Genomic DNA, 14,746 nt, shown 5'->3' with positions numbered 1-14,746 from the left:
TTCCTGTAGGCTATCGTCAACAGACTATCCTAAAACCTCGACTTCGACCGACGTACCCAACCGCGCGGCAAGAGCACGCGAAAGGGTGCGGATCGCTTTGATGGTGCGACCATGGCGACCGATCACCTTGGCCACGTCATCGTCTGCGACGGAAACCTCGATCGTGGAGGACAGATCGCCGTCGATAACTTCGAGACTGACGGAATCGACGTCGTCGACGATGCTCACGACGAGGTATTCGACGAGATCGGCGATGCGGTCCGAAACCATCTCCTCATCGGAAGCATACTCGGTCACGGCATCGACCTGCTCGTTTTGAACCGCGGACAAGACTACTCCTCGGAACCCTCGGCCTCAGCGGCAGCCTCGGCAGCACGCTTGGCCTCCTCGGCCTCACGGGCGAGCTGCTTCTTGGACTTCTTCTGCTCGGTCGCAGCCTTGGGACCGGCCTCGGCGGCACGGACGAGCGCAGCTACGGAATCGGTGAGCTGGGCGCCCTTGGACTGCCAATCGGCGATCTTCTCGAGGTCGAGGTCGATGACCTTGGGGTTGGTCAGCGGATTGTAGCGGCCGACCTCCTCGATGAAGCGACCGTCGCGAGGCGAACGGGAATCGGCGACGACAACACGGTAGTACGGACGCTTGTGCGAACCGTGACGAGCGAGGCGGATCTTAACTGCCAATGAAAACTCCTCCAACCAAGCAGCATGATGCTGCGACGTTAAAACAAACGGTTTGTAATGATACGCCAACGGCGTGAGCAGGTGAAGCCCGTGAGAGTAACTTCTTCGGAATTGCCGCAGGCACGTTCATATTTTGACCACTTATCGCCTAAATGCAAGCCCTTCACAAAAACGATGAGCGACCAGTACGATGCGGCTCATTCGGTCGGCTTTCCCTGACCGGGAAACTTATCGCGCCGTATGAGGTCCCCCTCGAACCGTGCGGCACGGCCGAATCCGACCGATCCGGAACCGAAACGCTCGCGGACGCGATCCATCGCCACCGAAAGGTTCCTCCGTTCGCTCGCCTGCACACCGCGCTCATCGACCTCGCAGAACAGATCGGTCTGCACGCCACCCGAGATATCGAAATCGCTCATGCCGATGCCGGCGAGCCGAATATGCATACCGGGCGACCAAATGCCTCGCACGAGGTCGATGGCGATCGGGACGAACACGTTCTCGTCGTCGGTCGGATGCGCGAGCTTGCGCTGGATCGTCCTGCCCGAGCCATATGAGAACTTGAGCTTGACGGTGACGGTCCACCCGGCAAGGCCGCGTCTGCGAAGCCGTTGGCCCACCGACTCCCCCAAAAGAGAGAGGGCAGCCTCCACATCCGCACGGTCGGTGAGGTCGCGCGCGAAGGTCCGCTCGTTGCTCACCGACTTGACATCGTCGGCCTCGTCGATCGCGCTCACGCGGCTGACCTCGCGTCCCGCCGCGCGCAAGCGCATCGCCTCGGCATTGGCACCGAAGATGCGGCGCAATACGAGCGGGTCGGCGCTCGCGAGTTCGCCCAAGGTGTGGATACGAGCCTTCACCAGCACCGTTTCGGCGGATTTTCCGATACCGCTCATGGCGCGCACCGGCAACGGCGCGAGAAACGCTCGCTCCGTTCCGGGAACGACGACGGTGAGCCCACGGGGTTTATCGCGTTCGCTGGCGATCTTGGCGATGGTCTTGTTGACACCCAGCCCGATGGAACAGGTGATGCCGAGTTTGCTCACCGCCTCCGAGATGCGCCGGCAGATGACGATGGGATTTTCGGAGGAGAAGCGACCGGGCGTGACATCAAAGAAGGCCTCGTCGATGGAAACGCGGTCCACGAAGGGGGTTTCTCGTTCCAAGATGGCCATGACCTGCGCGCTCATCTCGCGATAGCGGTCGAAGTGGCCGTGCGTCCAAATGGCCTGCGGGCACAGACGCCGCGCCTGGGCGGATGGCATCGCCGAGCGGACACCGAACGTCCTTGCCTCATACGATGCCGTCGAGACGACGCCGCGCTTATCCGGATCGCCGCCCACGATCACCGGCTTGCCGCGCCAAGCGGGATGGTCCAGCTGCTCCACGCTGGCAAAAAACGCATCGAGGTCGAGAAGACCGACCGCAGGACCGTCCCACGAACCGATCAAGGCCTCGGCGAACGCCTGGGCATCGTATGTCGCATCCGTATCCATGGACAAAGTATAACGCGCCGCACCGACCTGGATGGTCGGTGCGGCGCGTCACATGGCGTATTGCGCAGGGAGGCTAGTCGAGCACGACGTCGAGCACCGGAGCGTCGCCCCAGAGCTTTTCCAGGCGGTAGTAGTCGCGCGCCTCGGGCGTGAAAACATGGACGAGCACCGAACCGTAGTCCATGAGGATCCAGGTACCCTCGTCGCGCCCCTCGATCGCCAGCGGATGCTCGTGACAGGCCTTGGCGACCTTCTCCTCGACCTCGTCGATGACGGCATCGGCGAGCCTGCGGTTCGAACCGGTCGCGATCACGAAGTAGTCGCAGACGTCGGAAAGCTCCGTGAGATCGAGGACGACGACATCCTCGGCCTTTTTGTCATATGCCGCCTGTGCTGCCACGCGGGCGACCTCGCGGGCCTCCACGCCCGCGGAAGACACGCTCGCCGCGCTGCGATCGGCATCGCTCTCAAAAGCGGAGGTCTCGTCGTACAGGGTGGAATCGGTCATCGTGTCAGTCATACCGTACCTTTCCGGTGCGCCAAGCTCAGCGCATAGTGATTATAGATATCGATCGCCGTGGGATACAGATAGCGGCCCGTGGAGATCACATAGGAGATGCCCTGCGAGAAGCAGGAGAAGAACAGATGCTCGAGGTCGACCTTCCCGACCAGGGCGCGTAGCTCGTCCGCATAGGCGCCATGGCGCATGGGCTCGATCGCATCGGCGACGAACACGACCATATCGAGATCGGTCATGTCCACGGCGCCCGCCGTATGGCGCGCCACGGCCTGAAAGACACAGGACGGCAGCTCGCCGAACAGCTGCGGGAGCTCGACGGCGGCAACGGGGCCGTGAAGCAGCGCGATGGCATCGGACGGCGAACCGGCGACGGAGACGTTGTACTGCACCGCCCGCGCTAGGAGCTCCTCGTGCGTCAGCACCTTGTCCCAATCGTGGATAAGGCCTGCCGCCTCAGCCAAAAACGGATCGACGCCGTAGGTCGAGGCGAGCTCGGACGCCGTACGGGCGACACCGAGCGAGTGGTTCAGACGATGGCTGTCATCGGCCATGCGGACGTTCAGCATGTCGCGCATGCGCGCGAGGTAGGCGCGTGTATCGGCGATATCGTAGGTATGATCCATGTCCATCCCCTCCTCACCTAATGGACGGTCGCCGCGTCGACGCGCTCGACGACCCGCTTATTATACAGGCCGTTCTTTCGAATGTATCCGATGACGGATTCGGACGTCAGATACCGGACGCTTTTCGCACGGCTCACGCGCTCGCGGATGTTGGTCGAGCTGATCGCGAGGGCGGGGATCTCGATGTAGCGCACATCGAAGGGCACGCCCGATGCGGCGACGCGCTGACGCGCCTGATCGATATCGTAGCCGGGACGCGTCGCGGCGATGAAGGTGGCGAGCTCGGCCATGGCGGCGGCGTCGTGCCAGGTCACCAGATCGAGGATCGCATCGGCTCCGGTGATGAAGAACAGCTTCACGTTGTCCGGATAGTTCCGCCGAAGCGCACGGAGCGTGTCGATCGTATAGGTGATCCCGTCGCGGTCGATCTCGAAGCGGCTGGCATCGAACGCGGGGTTCGCGGCGGTCGCGAGCACGGTCATCGCATAGCGATCCTCGGCGTCGCTCACCTCCTGATCCTGCTTGAACGCGGGCTGACCGGCAGGCATGAACAGCACGAGGTCGAGCTGGAGCGCCTCGCGGGCCTGCTCGGCGGTGACGAGATGCCCGTAGTGTATGGGATCGAAGGTGCCGCCCATGATGCCCAAACGATACTCACGGGAGGGATCAGCCCCGAGTTCGGGCAGGCCGGTGGGATGCGTGTGCATCGTCACGCCTCCTCATCCTCGATGGGCAGGTCCTCTTCGTATCCGTACTCCTCGGCGCCCTCGTAGGCGAAGGAGTATCCGGCGATGCGGACCTCATCGCCCGCCACGCAGCCGGCCTCCTCGAGCGCGGCGTCCACGCCGATCTTGCCGAGCGCGCGTTGGAAGTAGATGACCGCTTCCTCGTTTTCCCAATCGGTCTTCACGCACAGGCGCTCCACGCCTCGCCCGATGACGCGCCAGATGCCGGTGCTCTCGCACACGACCGTGAAGGCGCGGTCGCGTTCACGGCGACGGCGCTCCCACTGCTCGTCGTACAGATCGCTCGGCTCCTGGTCCTCGGCGAGCTCGCGACGAAGCTCGGCGACGCGCTTGCCGCAGGCGAGCATGAGCGTCTGCATGCCGGCACCCGTAAGGGCCGAGACGGCGAAGAACTCATGACCGTCGGCGATCGCGACCTCCTTGAGCGCCGCGACGCGCTCGGTCATACCGCTGACGTCGCACTTGTTGGCGACCACGATCTGCGGGCGGTCGGCGAGCTCGCTCGCGTAGGCTGCGAGCTCCTGGTTGATGATGCGGTAGTCCTCGATGGGGTCGCGCCCCTCGAATCCGCCGGTGATGTCGACGACATGCATGATGAGCGCGGTGCGCTCGATATGGCGGAGGAACTGGTGGCCCAAACCGCGACCGGAGCTCGCACCCTCGATCAGACCGGGAACATCGGCGACCACGTAGGAATAGTCCCCCGCGCGCACCATGCCCAGATTGGGCACGAGTGTGGTGAAGGGGTAATCGGCGATCTTGGGTCTGGCGGCGCTCATGCGCGCGATCAGGGAGGACTTGCCCACACTGGGCATGCCCACGAGCGCGGCATCGGCCATGAGCTTCATCTCAAGCTCGATCCAGTGCTCCTCGGCGGGCTCACCCTTCTCGGCGAACGCCGGAGCGCGACGGGTCGGCGTGACGAAGTGCGTGTTGCCGCGGCCGCCCGTACCGCCGGGGGCGACGATCACGCGCTCTCCGTCATGGGTGAGGTCGGCGATCTCGTAGGCGACCTCTTGCGTGTCGGGATCAAGCTCGCGGACGACGGTCCCCATGGGGACCTTGAGGATCAGATCCTCGCCTGACTTGCCATCGCGACGGGAGCCCTGGCCGTGCGTGCCGCGCTCAGCGCGGAAATGATGCTTGAAGCGGTAGTCGATCAAGGACGAGAGCTGGGAGGACGCCTGGATGACGACGTTGCCGCCGCGCCCGCCGTCTCCCCCGTCGGGGCCTCCTTTGGGCACATAGGCCTCACGCCGAAAGGACATGCAGCCTGCGCCGCCGTCGCCGCCCTTCACGTTGATGCGGCAGATATCGGTGAACTGGGACATCGTACTCCTCGAGATGGTCCGAGAACGGTTCGGGGTTCATTGTAGACGGTTTGCCGATGGCAAAAAAGAGACCCTTGGAGCAGCTCCAAGGGTCTCGATGATGCTTGGAATGAAGAGCGTCGACTAGGCCTCGACGGCAGGGCGCACGTTCACGCGATGCTTGATGCCGCGGGTGTACTCGACGGTGCCGTCGACGAGCGCGAACAGGGTGTCATCCTTGCCACGGCCGACGTTGGCGCCGGGGTGGATGTGGGTGCCGCGCTGACGGACGAGGATGGTGCCGCACTTCACGGTCTGGCCGGCGAAGCGCTTGCAGCCGAGACGCTGACCGCGCGAGTCGCGGCCGTTACGGGAGGAGCCGAGACCTTTTTTGTGTGCCATGGTGTTTCCTTCTTTCTACAGTTCTCGGTGCGGGTTACTCAGCCGCGGGAGCCTCGGCCTCGGCCGTGCTCTTCTTGGCACGGGACGTAGCCTGGACCTTCGTGATCTTCAGACGGGTCAGCTGCTGGCGGTGGCCCTGGAGACGACGATAGCGCTTACGCTTGTGGAACTTGAAGACGAGCTGCTTCTTGCCCTTGAACTGCTCGACGATCTCAGCAGTGACCTTAGCCTTCGCAAGCTTGGCAGGATCGGTGATGATCTTCTTGCCGTCGTTCAGGAAGATGACGGGAAGCTCGACCTTGTCGCCGACCTCGCCCTCGATCTTCTCGACGTTCAGAACATCATCGGTGGCGACCTTATACTGCTTGCCGCCGGTTGTAACGATTGCGTACATTGTTTTGCCCTTCATGCATCAGTTAGTGCAACAGCCGAATACTCTATCAGGTGGTTTTGCGTGCGTCAACAGAGCAAACCTGCATTTGCCCTGCTAATTCACAAGGACGGCACAGACGAGACGGAAATGGGAGCAGATGGTGTCTCGCCAGCGCGCAAAGGACTCAAGAGGGATCCGTCAGCATCCTCCACGTACTGGGCAGTCCGGCATACAGCATAGCGCTTTATGCTCGAAAGGTCCTGGATTCCCGTCGAAACGATAGGACCTTCACGAACCTCATCGCACCCGAGCGCGCCGGCGAGGACGCGATCGAAGGCGACGACGAAGATCTCGGGCCGAAGCGATCCGTCGTTTCCGATCCTCGTATCGAGGTCGAGCACGATGCGCCCGGCCGTGCATTCGACGATGGATACCTCGACGAGCGTGGCCGAAAGGTCGAGTACCTTCGACTTCTTACCGCGCAGGTACGGGATGCTCCCCATGGCGACGACGCGGTCGAGCGCATCCGCGACGACCGTATCCTCACAGGTGAGGCCATCGCGCATCGTCATGACGACGCGATAGACCGCCCGTGTGATGGCGGCGGTCAGCGCAGGGGTGCGCATGTCCACGTAGCACACGTTCGTCGGAGCGAGATCGCACGGCGCGGCGGCCTTGAGTCGCGCCAAGGCCTCCGCGGGCGGCACATAGGAGGTCAGAACGAGATCGAACAGCTCCTCGTCGGACGACGTGCCCACGGGAAGCGCGGAGGTGAAGGCGACGCGCATATGAGGCGAGAAGCCCTGCGTGACCGCGAAGGGCAGCTGCGCGCGACGCACGATGCGCTCGATGGTGTGCAGCACCTCGAGATGGCCGAGGTATGCCAGCCTCCCCTGCTTGACATAGGCGCACCTCAGCTTATAGAGGCCGCCGGCCTGGGTATCGCTCACGACCGATCACCTACCAAAACGTTATCGACGCCGAGCGTCGGGCAGATCCCGCACCCGGTGCAGGACGTCCGCGTGCAGTCGGGCGTGGTTTGGGCGTTCAGGGCACGGCGGTACTCGCGCTCGAAAAAGCCGCGGCTCGCGCCGGTGCTGACGTGCTCCCACGGCAAGCGGGCGTCGACGGCATACGGGGCATGCGCGACGGCGCGCAGGTCCATCGACGCCTCCTCGGCCGCCTGCTCCCAGCGCTCGAGCGAGAACTGCTCGGTCCAGGCATCGAAGCGCGCACCGCGCCTCCAAGCGCCCTCCACGATGGCGGCGACATCGCGACCGCCGCGGGAGAGCACGGCCTCGATCAAGGAGGTGTCGGCGTCATGATAGTGGACGCGGACCGCGCGGTTGCGCACGCTGTGGATCAACAGCTGCTGGCGCCGCTTGACCTCGGCATCGTCGAGCTGGGCGCACCACTGGAACGGCGTGGATGCCTTGGGGATGAACACCGAGCAGGAGACGGAGACCGAAACCCCGCCGCGCTGCGCCGGCGGGACCACCTCGCGCGCGATCTCGTAGGTACGGTCGGCAAGCTGCGCGATGGCGACGATGTCGTCATCGGTCTCTCCGGGAAGCCCCATCATGAAGTACAGCTTGACGCGACGCCATCCGGCCTCGAAGCCGGCACGGGTGGCACGCTCCAAGTCCTCCTCCGTCACGTTCTTGTTGATCACATCGCGCAAACGCTGGCTGCCTGCCTCCGGCGCGAAGGTGAGACCACCCTTCTTCTCCCCCGCCACGCTGGCGGCCATGTCGACCCCGAACGAATCGAGTCGCTGGGAGGGGATCGACACGCGCGTACCGGTATCGGCAAGTCGGGTGTTGAGACGGTTGAGCATCTCGCGACAGCAGGAATGATCGGTGGTGGAAAGCGAGGTCAGCGAGACCTCGTCGTAGCCGGTCTTCTCCAGGCCGCGGACGACGGCGGACACGATCTGGTCGGGCGTGCGCTCGCGGACCGGGCGGTAGGTCATGCCGGCCTGACAGAAGCGGCAGCCGCGTGCGCAGCCGCGTAGCACCTCGATCGAGAGGCGATCATGGACGAGCTGAGCGAAGGGGACGACCGACTGGGGAACCGGGTCGGTCGCGGCGAAATCGGCGACGACGCGCTTATAGATGGTCGCAGGCACATCCTCGCCGTCGGCGGGAACGGCATAGCCGTGCTCGGTACAGGGCCCCTCGTAGCTCTCGGTATACAGGCTCGGAACATAGGTGCCGGGAATCCGCGCGAGCTCACGCAGGATCTCCGCGCGCGTGGCACCCCCATCGCGAAGGCGCTCGTGGGCGCGGCAGACCTCGACGATATGCTCCTCGCCCTCGCCGATGAGGAACGCGTCGATGAAGGGCGCGAGGGGCTCGGGATTGTAGACGGAAGGACCGCCCGCGATGATGAGCGGGTCGCCGTCGTCGCGGTCGCGCGAATGCAGCGGGATGCCAGCCAGATCGAGGGTTTCGAGCACGTTCGTGGCAGCCATCTCGTGCGGGATATGGATGCCGACCACATCGAACGAGGCGACAGGGGCGGCGCCCTCCAAGGAGAGCAGCGGGACGCCGGCTTCACGCATGAGGTCGGCCATATCGACCCAGGGGACGTAGCCGCGCTCGCAGGAGATGCCCTCCTGCGCGTTCAAGGTCGCGTAGAGGATGGCGATGCCCTGGTTGGGCAGGCCCACCTCGTAGACATCGGGATAGATCAGACAAGCCCGATAGGCGGCCTCCGGCGAGCTCAGCGTGCCCCACTCATGATCGATATAGCGGCTCGGCTTCTCGACCCGGGGCAGCAGCGGCTCGAGGTCGCCGAAACGGTTCTCGTAAGGTACGCGCACGATCACACCGCCTGCACGTCATCGACGACGATATCGGCGCGGCCCATGAAGCCGCTGGCGACGCGGCGGCACCGGTCGGCGACGGAGAGCACCATGTCATTCGCACGCGAGTAATCGATGTCGCGTTCATAGGCGAACATGAGGGCGCGTCCCATGCCGAACGTGCCGCCCGCGGCGACGAGCGCTTTGACGGCGAATCCAAGGCGGGGCGCAGCCTGGGTGGCGGCACGCGCCGCGGCACGCAAGGCAAGACCTCCAGCGAGAACCGCCGCGATCTCGTACCCGCGCTCCATACGGAGGGGCTTGCCGAACACCGCGGCAAGATCGAGCAACATGCCGATCTGCGCGAGCGCCATGACGGGATAGTCAGCACCCGGAATGAACACGAGCGCACCGGTGGCCATGTTCGCCATCGCGCACGAGGTGATGATGCGATTGGCCGCGGCGATGCGCATGAACGGGAAATTCGAGGCGAACGCCGTCTGCTTCTCGGTGCGTTCGAGGATCCAGCGTGCAAGGGTCTCGAGCAGGTAGGTCTTATCCGTGGACGAGATAAGGCCCAGCATGGGTGTGTCCTTCGTGATGAACGGAGCCTCCACGCTCGACTCGCACAGCACGACCGTCGGCGTGCCCGTCACGATGATGCGCTGGACGGCTTCCTGCAACTGCTCGGAGCCGCACGTGACAACGATGGCAACATCCGTATCGGACTTGACCTCGACATCGTCGGAGAGGCGTGCGACCCGCACGAGCGCGGACGTCGTCTGTGGAACGAAGCCCTCCTTCACACAGTCGACGAGCGCTGGCGTGGCGGTCGCGTCGACGAACACGGCGACGCGGACCGGTTCGTCGGCGTCACGCAGCGTCGAGACGCCCATCTTGAGCGCATCGGCGATGCGCTGGTACGGAATATGCATGGAAACCTCCTTGAAGCTAAATCTATGCGGCCTTGTTCCTCAGACGCCAGATCGACTGGACGATGCCGACGTTCGCCATCTGCATGAGCATGGAACTCGATCCGAAGCTGATGAACGGCAGCGGAATGCCGGTGATGGGCATGAGGCCGATGCACATGCCGACGTTCTCGAGGAGCTGGAACATCCAAATACCGACGATGCCGACGGCGACGAGTTTGAGGTAGAGCGAAGAGGCGCGAAACGCGATGCGAATCGTCGAGAAGATGAGCAACGCGAACAGGGAAAGCAGGATCAGCGCCCCGATGAAGCCGAACTCCTCGCACAGCAACGCGAAGACGAAGTCGGTGTGCGCCTCGGGCAAAAACCCCTCGCCCGCTTGCGATGCCGCTCCGATCCCCTTGCCGAAGAATCCGCCCGAACCCACGGCGATCAACGATTGCATGAGGTTGTAGCCCGATCCGGTCGTATCAGCCGTCGGATCGATGAACACGAGCAGGCGATTGATCTGATACTGGCGGAGCAATACGTCCTGGCCGAGCAGACTGTCGACGACGGAGTCCGCCGCGAGCAGCACGGCGACCATGCCGATGATGATGGCGATGGTGGAGAGCACCCATTCCTTCTTGGGTCCGCTCATCATGATGATGACCGCACCGGAAAAGAAGACGACAAGACCGCTGCCGAGATCATCGGCCAAGATGATCGCGCCGAATGGGATCGCGAGCATGCCGCAGAGCTTCACGTAGTCGCGCACCGAATCGATCTTGCCGTTGTACTGGGCTCCATACGCCGCGATCACGAAGACGGTGATGATCTTCGCCAGCTCGACAGGCTGAAAGGTCAGGTTGATGAAGGGAAAGCGGATCCATCCGGTCATGCCCATAGCGTTGTAGGACAAACCGGGGATATACGGCGAGAAGATCACGAGGACGTCGAGTACGAGCAGCGGCGTCGTGATGTTGGCGAGACCGCGGAAGTCCTGCCTCCAGCAAACGACACCGAGCACGGCACCAAGGCCTATGCCGAGCAGATGGCGGGGAAACGACGCCTCGGGCATGGTGAGCGACGCAGACCAGATCACGATCGCGCCGTAGATGATCAGCAGCACGACGGCGATCAGCACCGGCACGTTGATGAAGCGCTTGATGGGACCGCGCTGCGCGGAAGCCTGACGGTTGACGCGTTTAAGCACGTCCGCGGATGCAGCAGCATCTGTCTGTGTCATGACAATCCTCCTAACGTGCGCCGTCGCTGGCGGAGATCGTTGCGGTATCCGGCTCGTCGTAGATGGCGCCGAGCACGGTGCGCACCGCGTACATCGCCGACGTGGATCCGAATCCGCCTTCTTCGACGACCGACGCGATAACGTACTTGGGATCGTCGGCGGGAGCATACGCGACGAACCAGGAGTAATCGTCCTGACCGTTCTTCTCGCCGGTGCCGGTCTTTCCCGCAACGCTGACCGACAGATTGGTGAAGTGCGAGGCCTGCGACTCGGACTCGTCGTAGATGACGCCGATCAGACCGTTGCGCACCAAGTCGAGGTCGGATTCCTGGCGATACGAGGCGTTCAGGCGCTCTTTGGGCTCATAGGTCACCGCATCGCGGCTGCCGTCCCTGCTGATGGCGGAATGGAAGATATGCGGAACCGGCTCGGCTCCCCCATTGGCGATACCCGCATAGACGCACGCCATCTGAAGCGGCGTCACGAGGATGTCACCCTGCCCGATGACGATGTTGCACATATCGCCGGGGTTCCATGTGCGATCGCCTTCGTCCCAACTCGAAAAGTACTCGTTTTTCCATTTCGCATCCGGCACGCGACCCGAGCTTTCACCCGGAAGGTCGACGCCGGTGGCATCACCGAGCCCCCAACGGCGAAAGACCTCCTGAAGACCTTCGGGATTATCTTCGTCATAGTAGAAGCCCTTGCCGATCTCGTAGAAAACCGGGTCGCACGACATCGTGATCGCCGACTGGAGCGTCATGGGTCCATGGCCGGAATGATCCCAGCAGTAACGGCCGTTCGACTCACCCATACCGGTCCACCAGCCGGTGCAGACCGTGGATTCATTCTCGGTGTAGATGCCGTATTCGAGCGCGGCGAGCGCCGAAAGGGGCTTGATGGTCGAAGCCGACATGTACTCGCCCGCGATCGCGCGGTTGATCATGGGATAGCCGCTGTCCTCGCTGTTGAGCATCGACCAGTCGTCATTGGAAACGCCGCCGATGAAAACCGACGGATCGAACTCGGGTGCGCTGGCCATGCCGAGGATATCGCCGTTCGTGCAGTCTATGCAGACACACGCGCCGCATTTGGCGTTTGGATAGCCGAACTGGTGGGCCGTGCTGATTGCGAGGTCGAGACCGTCCTCGCACGCCTGCTGGATCTTGATGTCGAGCGTCAGCTTGATATCGCTTCCGGGCTCAGGGGGGATGGCAGCGGTGGCATCGGTGACGTTGCCGGACGCATCGACCTGCACCGTCTGCTCACCGCGGATACCCTGCAGCAGGCTCTCGTAGGCGATCTCGACGCCGGCCTGACCGACGATGTCGCCCGACTCGTAGACGATGGATCCAGGTGAATCCTCGCCGAGCTCCTGCGATTCTTGTTGGGCGGAAAGTTGCTCCTGCGTGATGGTACCGGTGTAGCCGAGGACATGCGCAGCAAGCTCCCCGTGGGGATAGACGCGCTCGGTACGCTCAACGACCTGCACGCCGTCGAAGTCGACGGGATGCTCTTGGATATAGGCGACCGTGGAACGGCGCACATCGGACGCGACGGTGTGCAGGCTCTGGGCACCCTGGTTGTAATCTTGAATATTGCGACGGACGGCGATGTACGGCATGCCGAGCACGTTCGCAAGATGACGCACCACGATCTCGCTATCCGCAAGGTCGCGGTAGGCTGCAACGGTCAGGCTCGCGCGATTGGTGACGAGCGGCTCGCCGTTGCGATCGAGGATCCGGCCGCGGGGCGCGGGGGTCGTGACGGTGCGCGTCTGGTTTTGCTGAGCAAGCTCCTCGTAATAATCGGAGGAGACCATCTGCATGCTCCAAAGACGCACGCCGATAGCGGCGAAGATCGCGCCGGCAGCAGCCGTGAGCATGGTGAAACGACCTCTGAAGGTCACACCGGGGGTGTTACCCTCCCCTTCCGTCGCTTTAGGCTGGGTTCCATGCTGGGTGTCGAAGGTGAACCGACCGCCATGGGACCGAAGCACGATCAGCGAAGCGATGATCACGACGAAGAGGACGACACCGGCGATGACGACAACGAGTCGAGCGTCCACGGGTATCCCTCCTATCGGTTGAGCTTGTATCGGGATCCGCGGGGACGGGACGAGAACGTGCGCTGCGGCCCCTGGCCGGATAGCACGAGCAGGAACAACGCGGCAAGCAAGATATCGAGAACCGTCGATGAGATGCCGTGTCCGAACAACGCCCACAACAGGTCGCCTTGGACGCCCATAAGGAACAGGCAGAGCCCGTAGGCGAGGTTCACGAGCAGGATCACGATGCCGGCCAGACGCAACGACTCAGGGGTCAGCCCGCCCATCACGCCGCGCGATGCGGTCGCAAGGCCGAATCCGGCGACGGTCATGATCAGCGCCATGAGCCCGATGGGACCCGAAGACGTGAGATCGAAGAACAAACCGCAGCAAAATCCGATGTAGACGGCACTTGAGACGTCGCTGGTAAGCGCCAAGGCGCAGCACAGGGCCAACATGAAGTTGAGCGTCCCGCCCATAACCGACAACTGAGGAGCGAGCCCGACCTGCAGCAGGGCGGCGACGACCGAGAGCACGATAATCGAACGCATGGGACGGCCCGTTTCACGAAGTTGCATGCGGACCTCCTATTCCTCATCCGTGCTGTCGTCGACATCAGACGTATCATCTGAGGTATCATCCCCGGAATCCGTTGCGTCCGCATCGTCAACGGACGTATCCGCGGAAACATCATCCGAGTCGTTGGCGGCGGCCACATCGTCATCGGAGGCCCGCTGCTCGTCGGTCAGGGACGTGATGACGAGCACCTCCTCGTTATTCTCTGTCGATGCCTGCATGCGAACGACGATCGTATAGTAGATATCGTTGTCGCTTCGATCGACCGACGAGACGGTGCCGATCGGCAGACCTTTGGGAAAGACGCCGCCGATGCCCGACGTGATGACGATATCTCCGGTTTTGACGTCGTCATCGACGGAAACGTACTCGAGTCGAAGCGTTCCGTCGGGCTGCCCCCGAAGCATGCCCTGAGCACGCGAGCGCTGCGACATGGCGGAGACGCCGGAGGATTCGTCGGTGATGAGCAGGACGGTCGAGGTGTTGAGCGAGGTCTCGGTGATCTGGCCGATCACGCCGTACGCGTTGCAGACGGGCATGCCGATGGCCATGCCGTTGGCCGATCCCTTATCGATGGTAACGGTCTGGGACCAAGCGTCGCTCGAGCCACCGATGATGCGGGCGGCGGTCGACTGCAGGTTATAGGTGGACTGCAGCCCGACGAGCTCCTGCAGGCGCTCGGCGGTCTCCTGCGCCTCGGAGAGCTCGGCGACCTTGGCGGTCAGCTCATCGTTTTGCGCCTTGAGCTCGGAAAGCGTCTCCTGCGATGCGGTGAGGTTCGAGAACACGTTGCCGAGCGCGTTGAACGGCGTGGCGGCAAGCGAGCCGGCGAAGCGTACCGGACTGGTGATGGTCGTGACGGCGGAGCGCACGGCATGGATGGGCCCGTACTCCCCTTCGCGAATGTAGAACGTCAGGACGACGATGGAGAGAACGCATAAAACAATCAACGGGCGCATCCCCGTTGATTGCCGTTTCGTATTCAGATGTGAAGACGGGTATCT

16 protein-coding genes are annotated in these 14,746 nt (G+C 63.2%); all 16 read right to left on the bottom strand.

All coding sequences use genetic code 11. From position 1 onward, the window contains the following. Positions 1 to 24: 24 nt before the first annotated feature. The 16 genes from I6E04_RS00680 to mreC all read right to left on the bottom strand — a co-directional run bounded on the left by I6E04_RS00680 (position 25) and on the right by mreC (position 14,701). Positions 25 to 270, bottom strand: coding sequence for a KH domain-containing protein (locus I6E04_RS00680; RefSeq protein ID WP_235421506.1), 246 nt, complete (start codon positions 268 to 270; stop codon positions 25 to 27). Between the two features lie 62 nt (positions 271 to 332). Then, a complete protein-coding gene (gene rpsP / locus I6E04_RS00675) occupies positions 333 to 683 on the bottom strand; it encodes a 30S ribosomal protein S16 (RefSeq protein WP_235421170.1) in 351 nt (116 codons plus the stop codon). A gap of 197 nt (positions 684 to 880) precedes the next feature. Further along, positions 881 to 2,179, bottom strand: coding sequence for a DNA polymerase IV (gene dinB, locus I6E04_RS00670; RefSeq protein ID WP_235421505.1), 1,299 nt, complete (start codon positions 2,177 to 2,179; stop codon positions 881 to 883). 73 nt (positions 2,180 to 2,252) lie between these two features. After that, a complete protein-coding gene (gene rsfS / locus I6E04_RS00665; RefSeq protein ID WP_419179979.1) occupies positions 2,253 to 2,699 on the bottom strand; it encodes a ribosome silencing factor in 447 nt (148 codons plus the stop codon). Beyond that, entirely contained in the window at positions 2,696 to 3,322 is a 627-nt protein-coding gene (gene yqeK / locus I6E04_RS00660) for a bis(5'-nucleosyl)-tetraphosphatase (symmetrical) YqeK (protein WP_235421168.1), read from the bottom strand. The genes rsfS and yqeK overlap by 4 nt, the downstream gene beginning before the upstream one ends. Before the next feature lie 17 nt (positions 3,323 to 3,339). Further along, a complete protein-coding gene (nadD, locus tag I6E04_RS00655) occupies positions 3,340 to 4,029 on the bottom strand; it encodes a nicotinate-nucleotide adenylyltransferase (RefSeq protein WP_235421503.1) in 690 nt (229 codons plus the stop codon). A 2-nt stretch (positions 4,030 to 4,031) separates the two neighbouring features. Continuing rightward, complete coding sequence (obgE, locus tag I6E04_RS00650; RefSeq protein WP_235421166.1) at positions 4,032 to 5,399, bottom strand: GTPase ObgE; 1,368 nt, start codon at positions 5,397 to 5,399, stop codon at positions 4,032 to 4,034. 123 nt (positions 5,400 to 5,522) lie between these two features. Continuing rightward, on the bottom strand, positions 5,523 to 5,780 hold the full coding sequence (gene rpmA / locus I6E04_RS00645) for a 50S ribosomal protein L27 (protein ID WP_235421164.1): 258 nt from the start codon (positions 5,778 to 5,780) through the stop codon (positions 5,523 to 5,525). A gap of 34 nt (positions 5,781 to 5,814) precedes the next feature. Continuing rightward, positions 5,815 to 6,174 carry a 50S ribosomal protein L21 gene (rplU, locus tag I6E04_RS00640; RefSeq protein ID WP_235421163.1) on the bottom strand — a complete coding sequence of 120 codons (360 nt, stop codon included), beginning with the start codon at positions 6,172 to 6,174 and terminating at the stop codon, positions 5,815 to 5,817. Between the two features lie 98 nt (positions 6,175 to 6,272). Further along, entirely contained in the window at positions 6,273 to 7,103 is an 831-nt protein-coding gene (locus tag I6E04_RS00635) for a TIGR03936 family radical SAM-associated protein (RefSeq protein WP_235421161.1), read from the bottom strand. Beyond that, positions 7,100 to 8,977: a TIGR03960 family B12-binding radical SAM protein gene (locus tag I6E04_RS00630; RefSeq protein WP_235421160.1), complete on the bottom strand. Its 1,878-nt coding sequence runs from the start codon at positions 8,975 to 8,977 to the stop codon at positions 7,100 to 7,102. Before I6E04_RS00630 ends, I6E04_RS00635 begins: the two co-directional genes overlap by 4 nt. Before the next feature lie 2 nt (positions 8,978 to 8,979). Beyond that, positions 8,980 to 9,894, bottom strand: a complete 915-nt coding sequence (locus tag I6E04_RS00625; protein ID WP_235421157.1) for a hypothetical protein — start codon at positions 9,892 to 9,894, stop codon at positions 8,980 to 8,982. A gap of 22 nt (positions 9,895 to 9,916) precedes the next feature. Then, positions 9,917 to 11,119, bottom strand: a complete 1,203-nt coding sequence (locus tag I6E04_RS00620) for an FtsW/RodA/SpoVE family cell cycle protein (RefSeq protein ID WP_235421156.1) — start codon at positions 11,117 to 11,119, stop codon at positions 9,917 to 9,919. 10 nt (positions 11,120 to 11,129) lie between these two features. Further along, positions 11,130 to 13,187 carry a penicillin-binding protein 2 gene (mrdA, locus tag I6E04_RS00615; protein WP_235421154.1) on the bottom strand — a complete coding sequence of 686 codons (2,058 nt, stop codon included), beginning with the start codon at positions 13,185 to 13,187 and terminating at the stop codon, positions 11,130 to 11,132. Between the two features lie 11 nt (positions 13,188 to 13,198). Continuing rightward, positions 13,199 to 13,744, bottom strand: a complete 546-nt coding sequence (gene mreD / locus I6E04_RS00610; RefSeq protein ID WP_235421153.1) for a rod shape-determining protein MreD — start codon at positions 13,742 to 13,744, stop codon at positions 13,199 to 13,201. Positions 13,745 to 13,753: 9 nt separating this feature from the next. Further along, positions 13,754 to 14,701, bottom strand: coding sequence for a rod shape-determining protein MreC (gene mreC / locus I6E04_RS00605; RefSeq protein WP_235421151.1), 948 nt, complete (start codon positions 14,699 to 14,701; stop codon positions 13,754 to 13,756). Positions 14,702 to 14,746 lie beyond the last annotated feature (45 nt).

Source organism: Collinsella tanakaei, assembly GCF_021531055.1.
Lineage (GTDB): Bacteria > Actinomycetota > Coriobacteriia > Coriobacteriales > Coriobacteriaceae > Collinsella > Collinsella tanakaei_B.
Note: the sequence above shows the minus strand (reverse complement) of the source record. Positions and strands in the feature narration are given on the sequence as shown.

What these genes read in the sequence shown, in the direction of transcription:
- I6E04_RS00680 (WP_235421506.1), bottom strand. Translation starts at nt 270, where the DNA reads ATGGTTTCGGACCGCATCGCCGATCTCGTCGAATACCTCGTCGTGAGC.
- dinB (WP_235421505.1), bottom strand. Translation starts at nt 2,179, where the DNA reads ATGGATACGGATGCGACATACGATGCCCAGGCGTTCGCCGAGGCCTTG.
- rsfS (WP_419179979.1), bottom strand. Translation starts at nt 2,699, where the DNA reads ATGACTGACACGATGACCGATTCCACCCTGTACGACGAGACCTCCGCT.
- yqeK (WP_235421168.1), bottom strand. Translation starts at nt 3,322, where the DNA reads ATGGATCATACCTACGATATCGCCGATACACGCGCCTACCTCGCGCGC.
- nadD (WP_235421503.1), bottom strand. Translation starts at nt 4,029, where the DNA reads ATGCACACGCATCCCACCGGCCTGCCCGAACTCGGGGCTGATCCCTCC.
- obgE (WP_235421166.1), bottom strand. Translation starts at nt 5,399, where the DNA reads ATGTCCCAGTTCACCGATATCTGCCGCATCAACGTGAAGGGCGGCGAC.
- rpmA (WP_235421164.1), bottom strand. Translation starts at nt 5,780, where the DNA reads ATGGCACACAAAAAAGGTCTCGGCTCCTCCCGTAACGGCCGCGACTCG.
- rplU (WP_235421163.1), bottom strand. Translation starts at nt 6,174, where the DNA reads ATGTACGCAATCGTTACAACCGGCGGCAAGCAGTATAAGGTCGCCACC.
- I6E04_RS00625 (WP_235421157.1), bottom strand. Translation starts at nt 9,894, where the DNA reads ATGCATATTCCGTACCAGCGCATCGCCGATGCGCTCAAGATGGGCGTC.
- I6E04_RS00620 (WP_235421156.1), bottom strand. Translation starts at nt 11,119, where the DNA reads ATGACACAGACAGATGCTGCTGCATCCGCGGACGTGCTTAAACGCGTC.
- mreD (WP_235421153.1), bottom strand. Translation starts at nt 13,744, where the DNA reads ATGCAACTTCGTGAAACGGGCCGTCCCATGCGTTCGATTATCGTGCTC.
- mreC (WP_235421151.1), bottom strand. Translation starts at nt 14,701, where the DNA reads ATGCGCCCGTTGATTGTTTTATGCGTTCTCTCCATCGTCGTCCTGACG.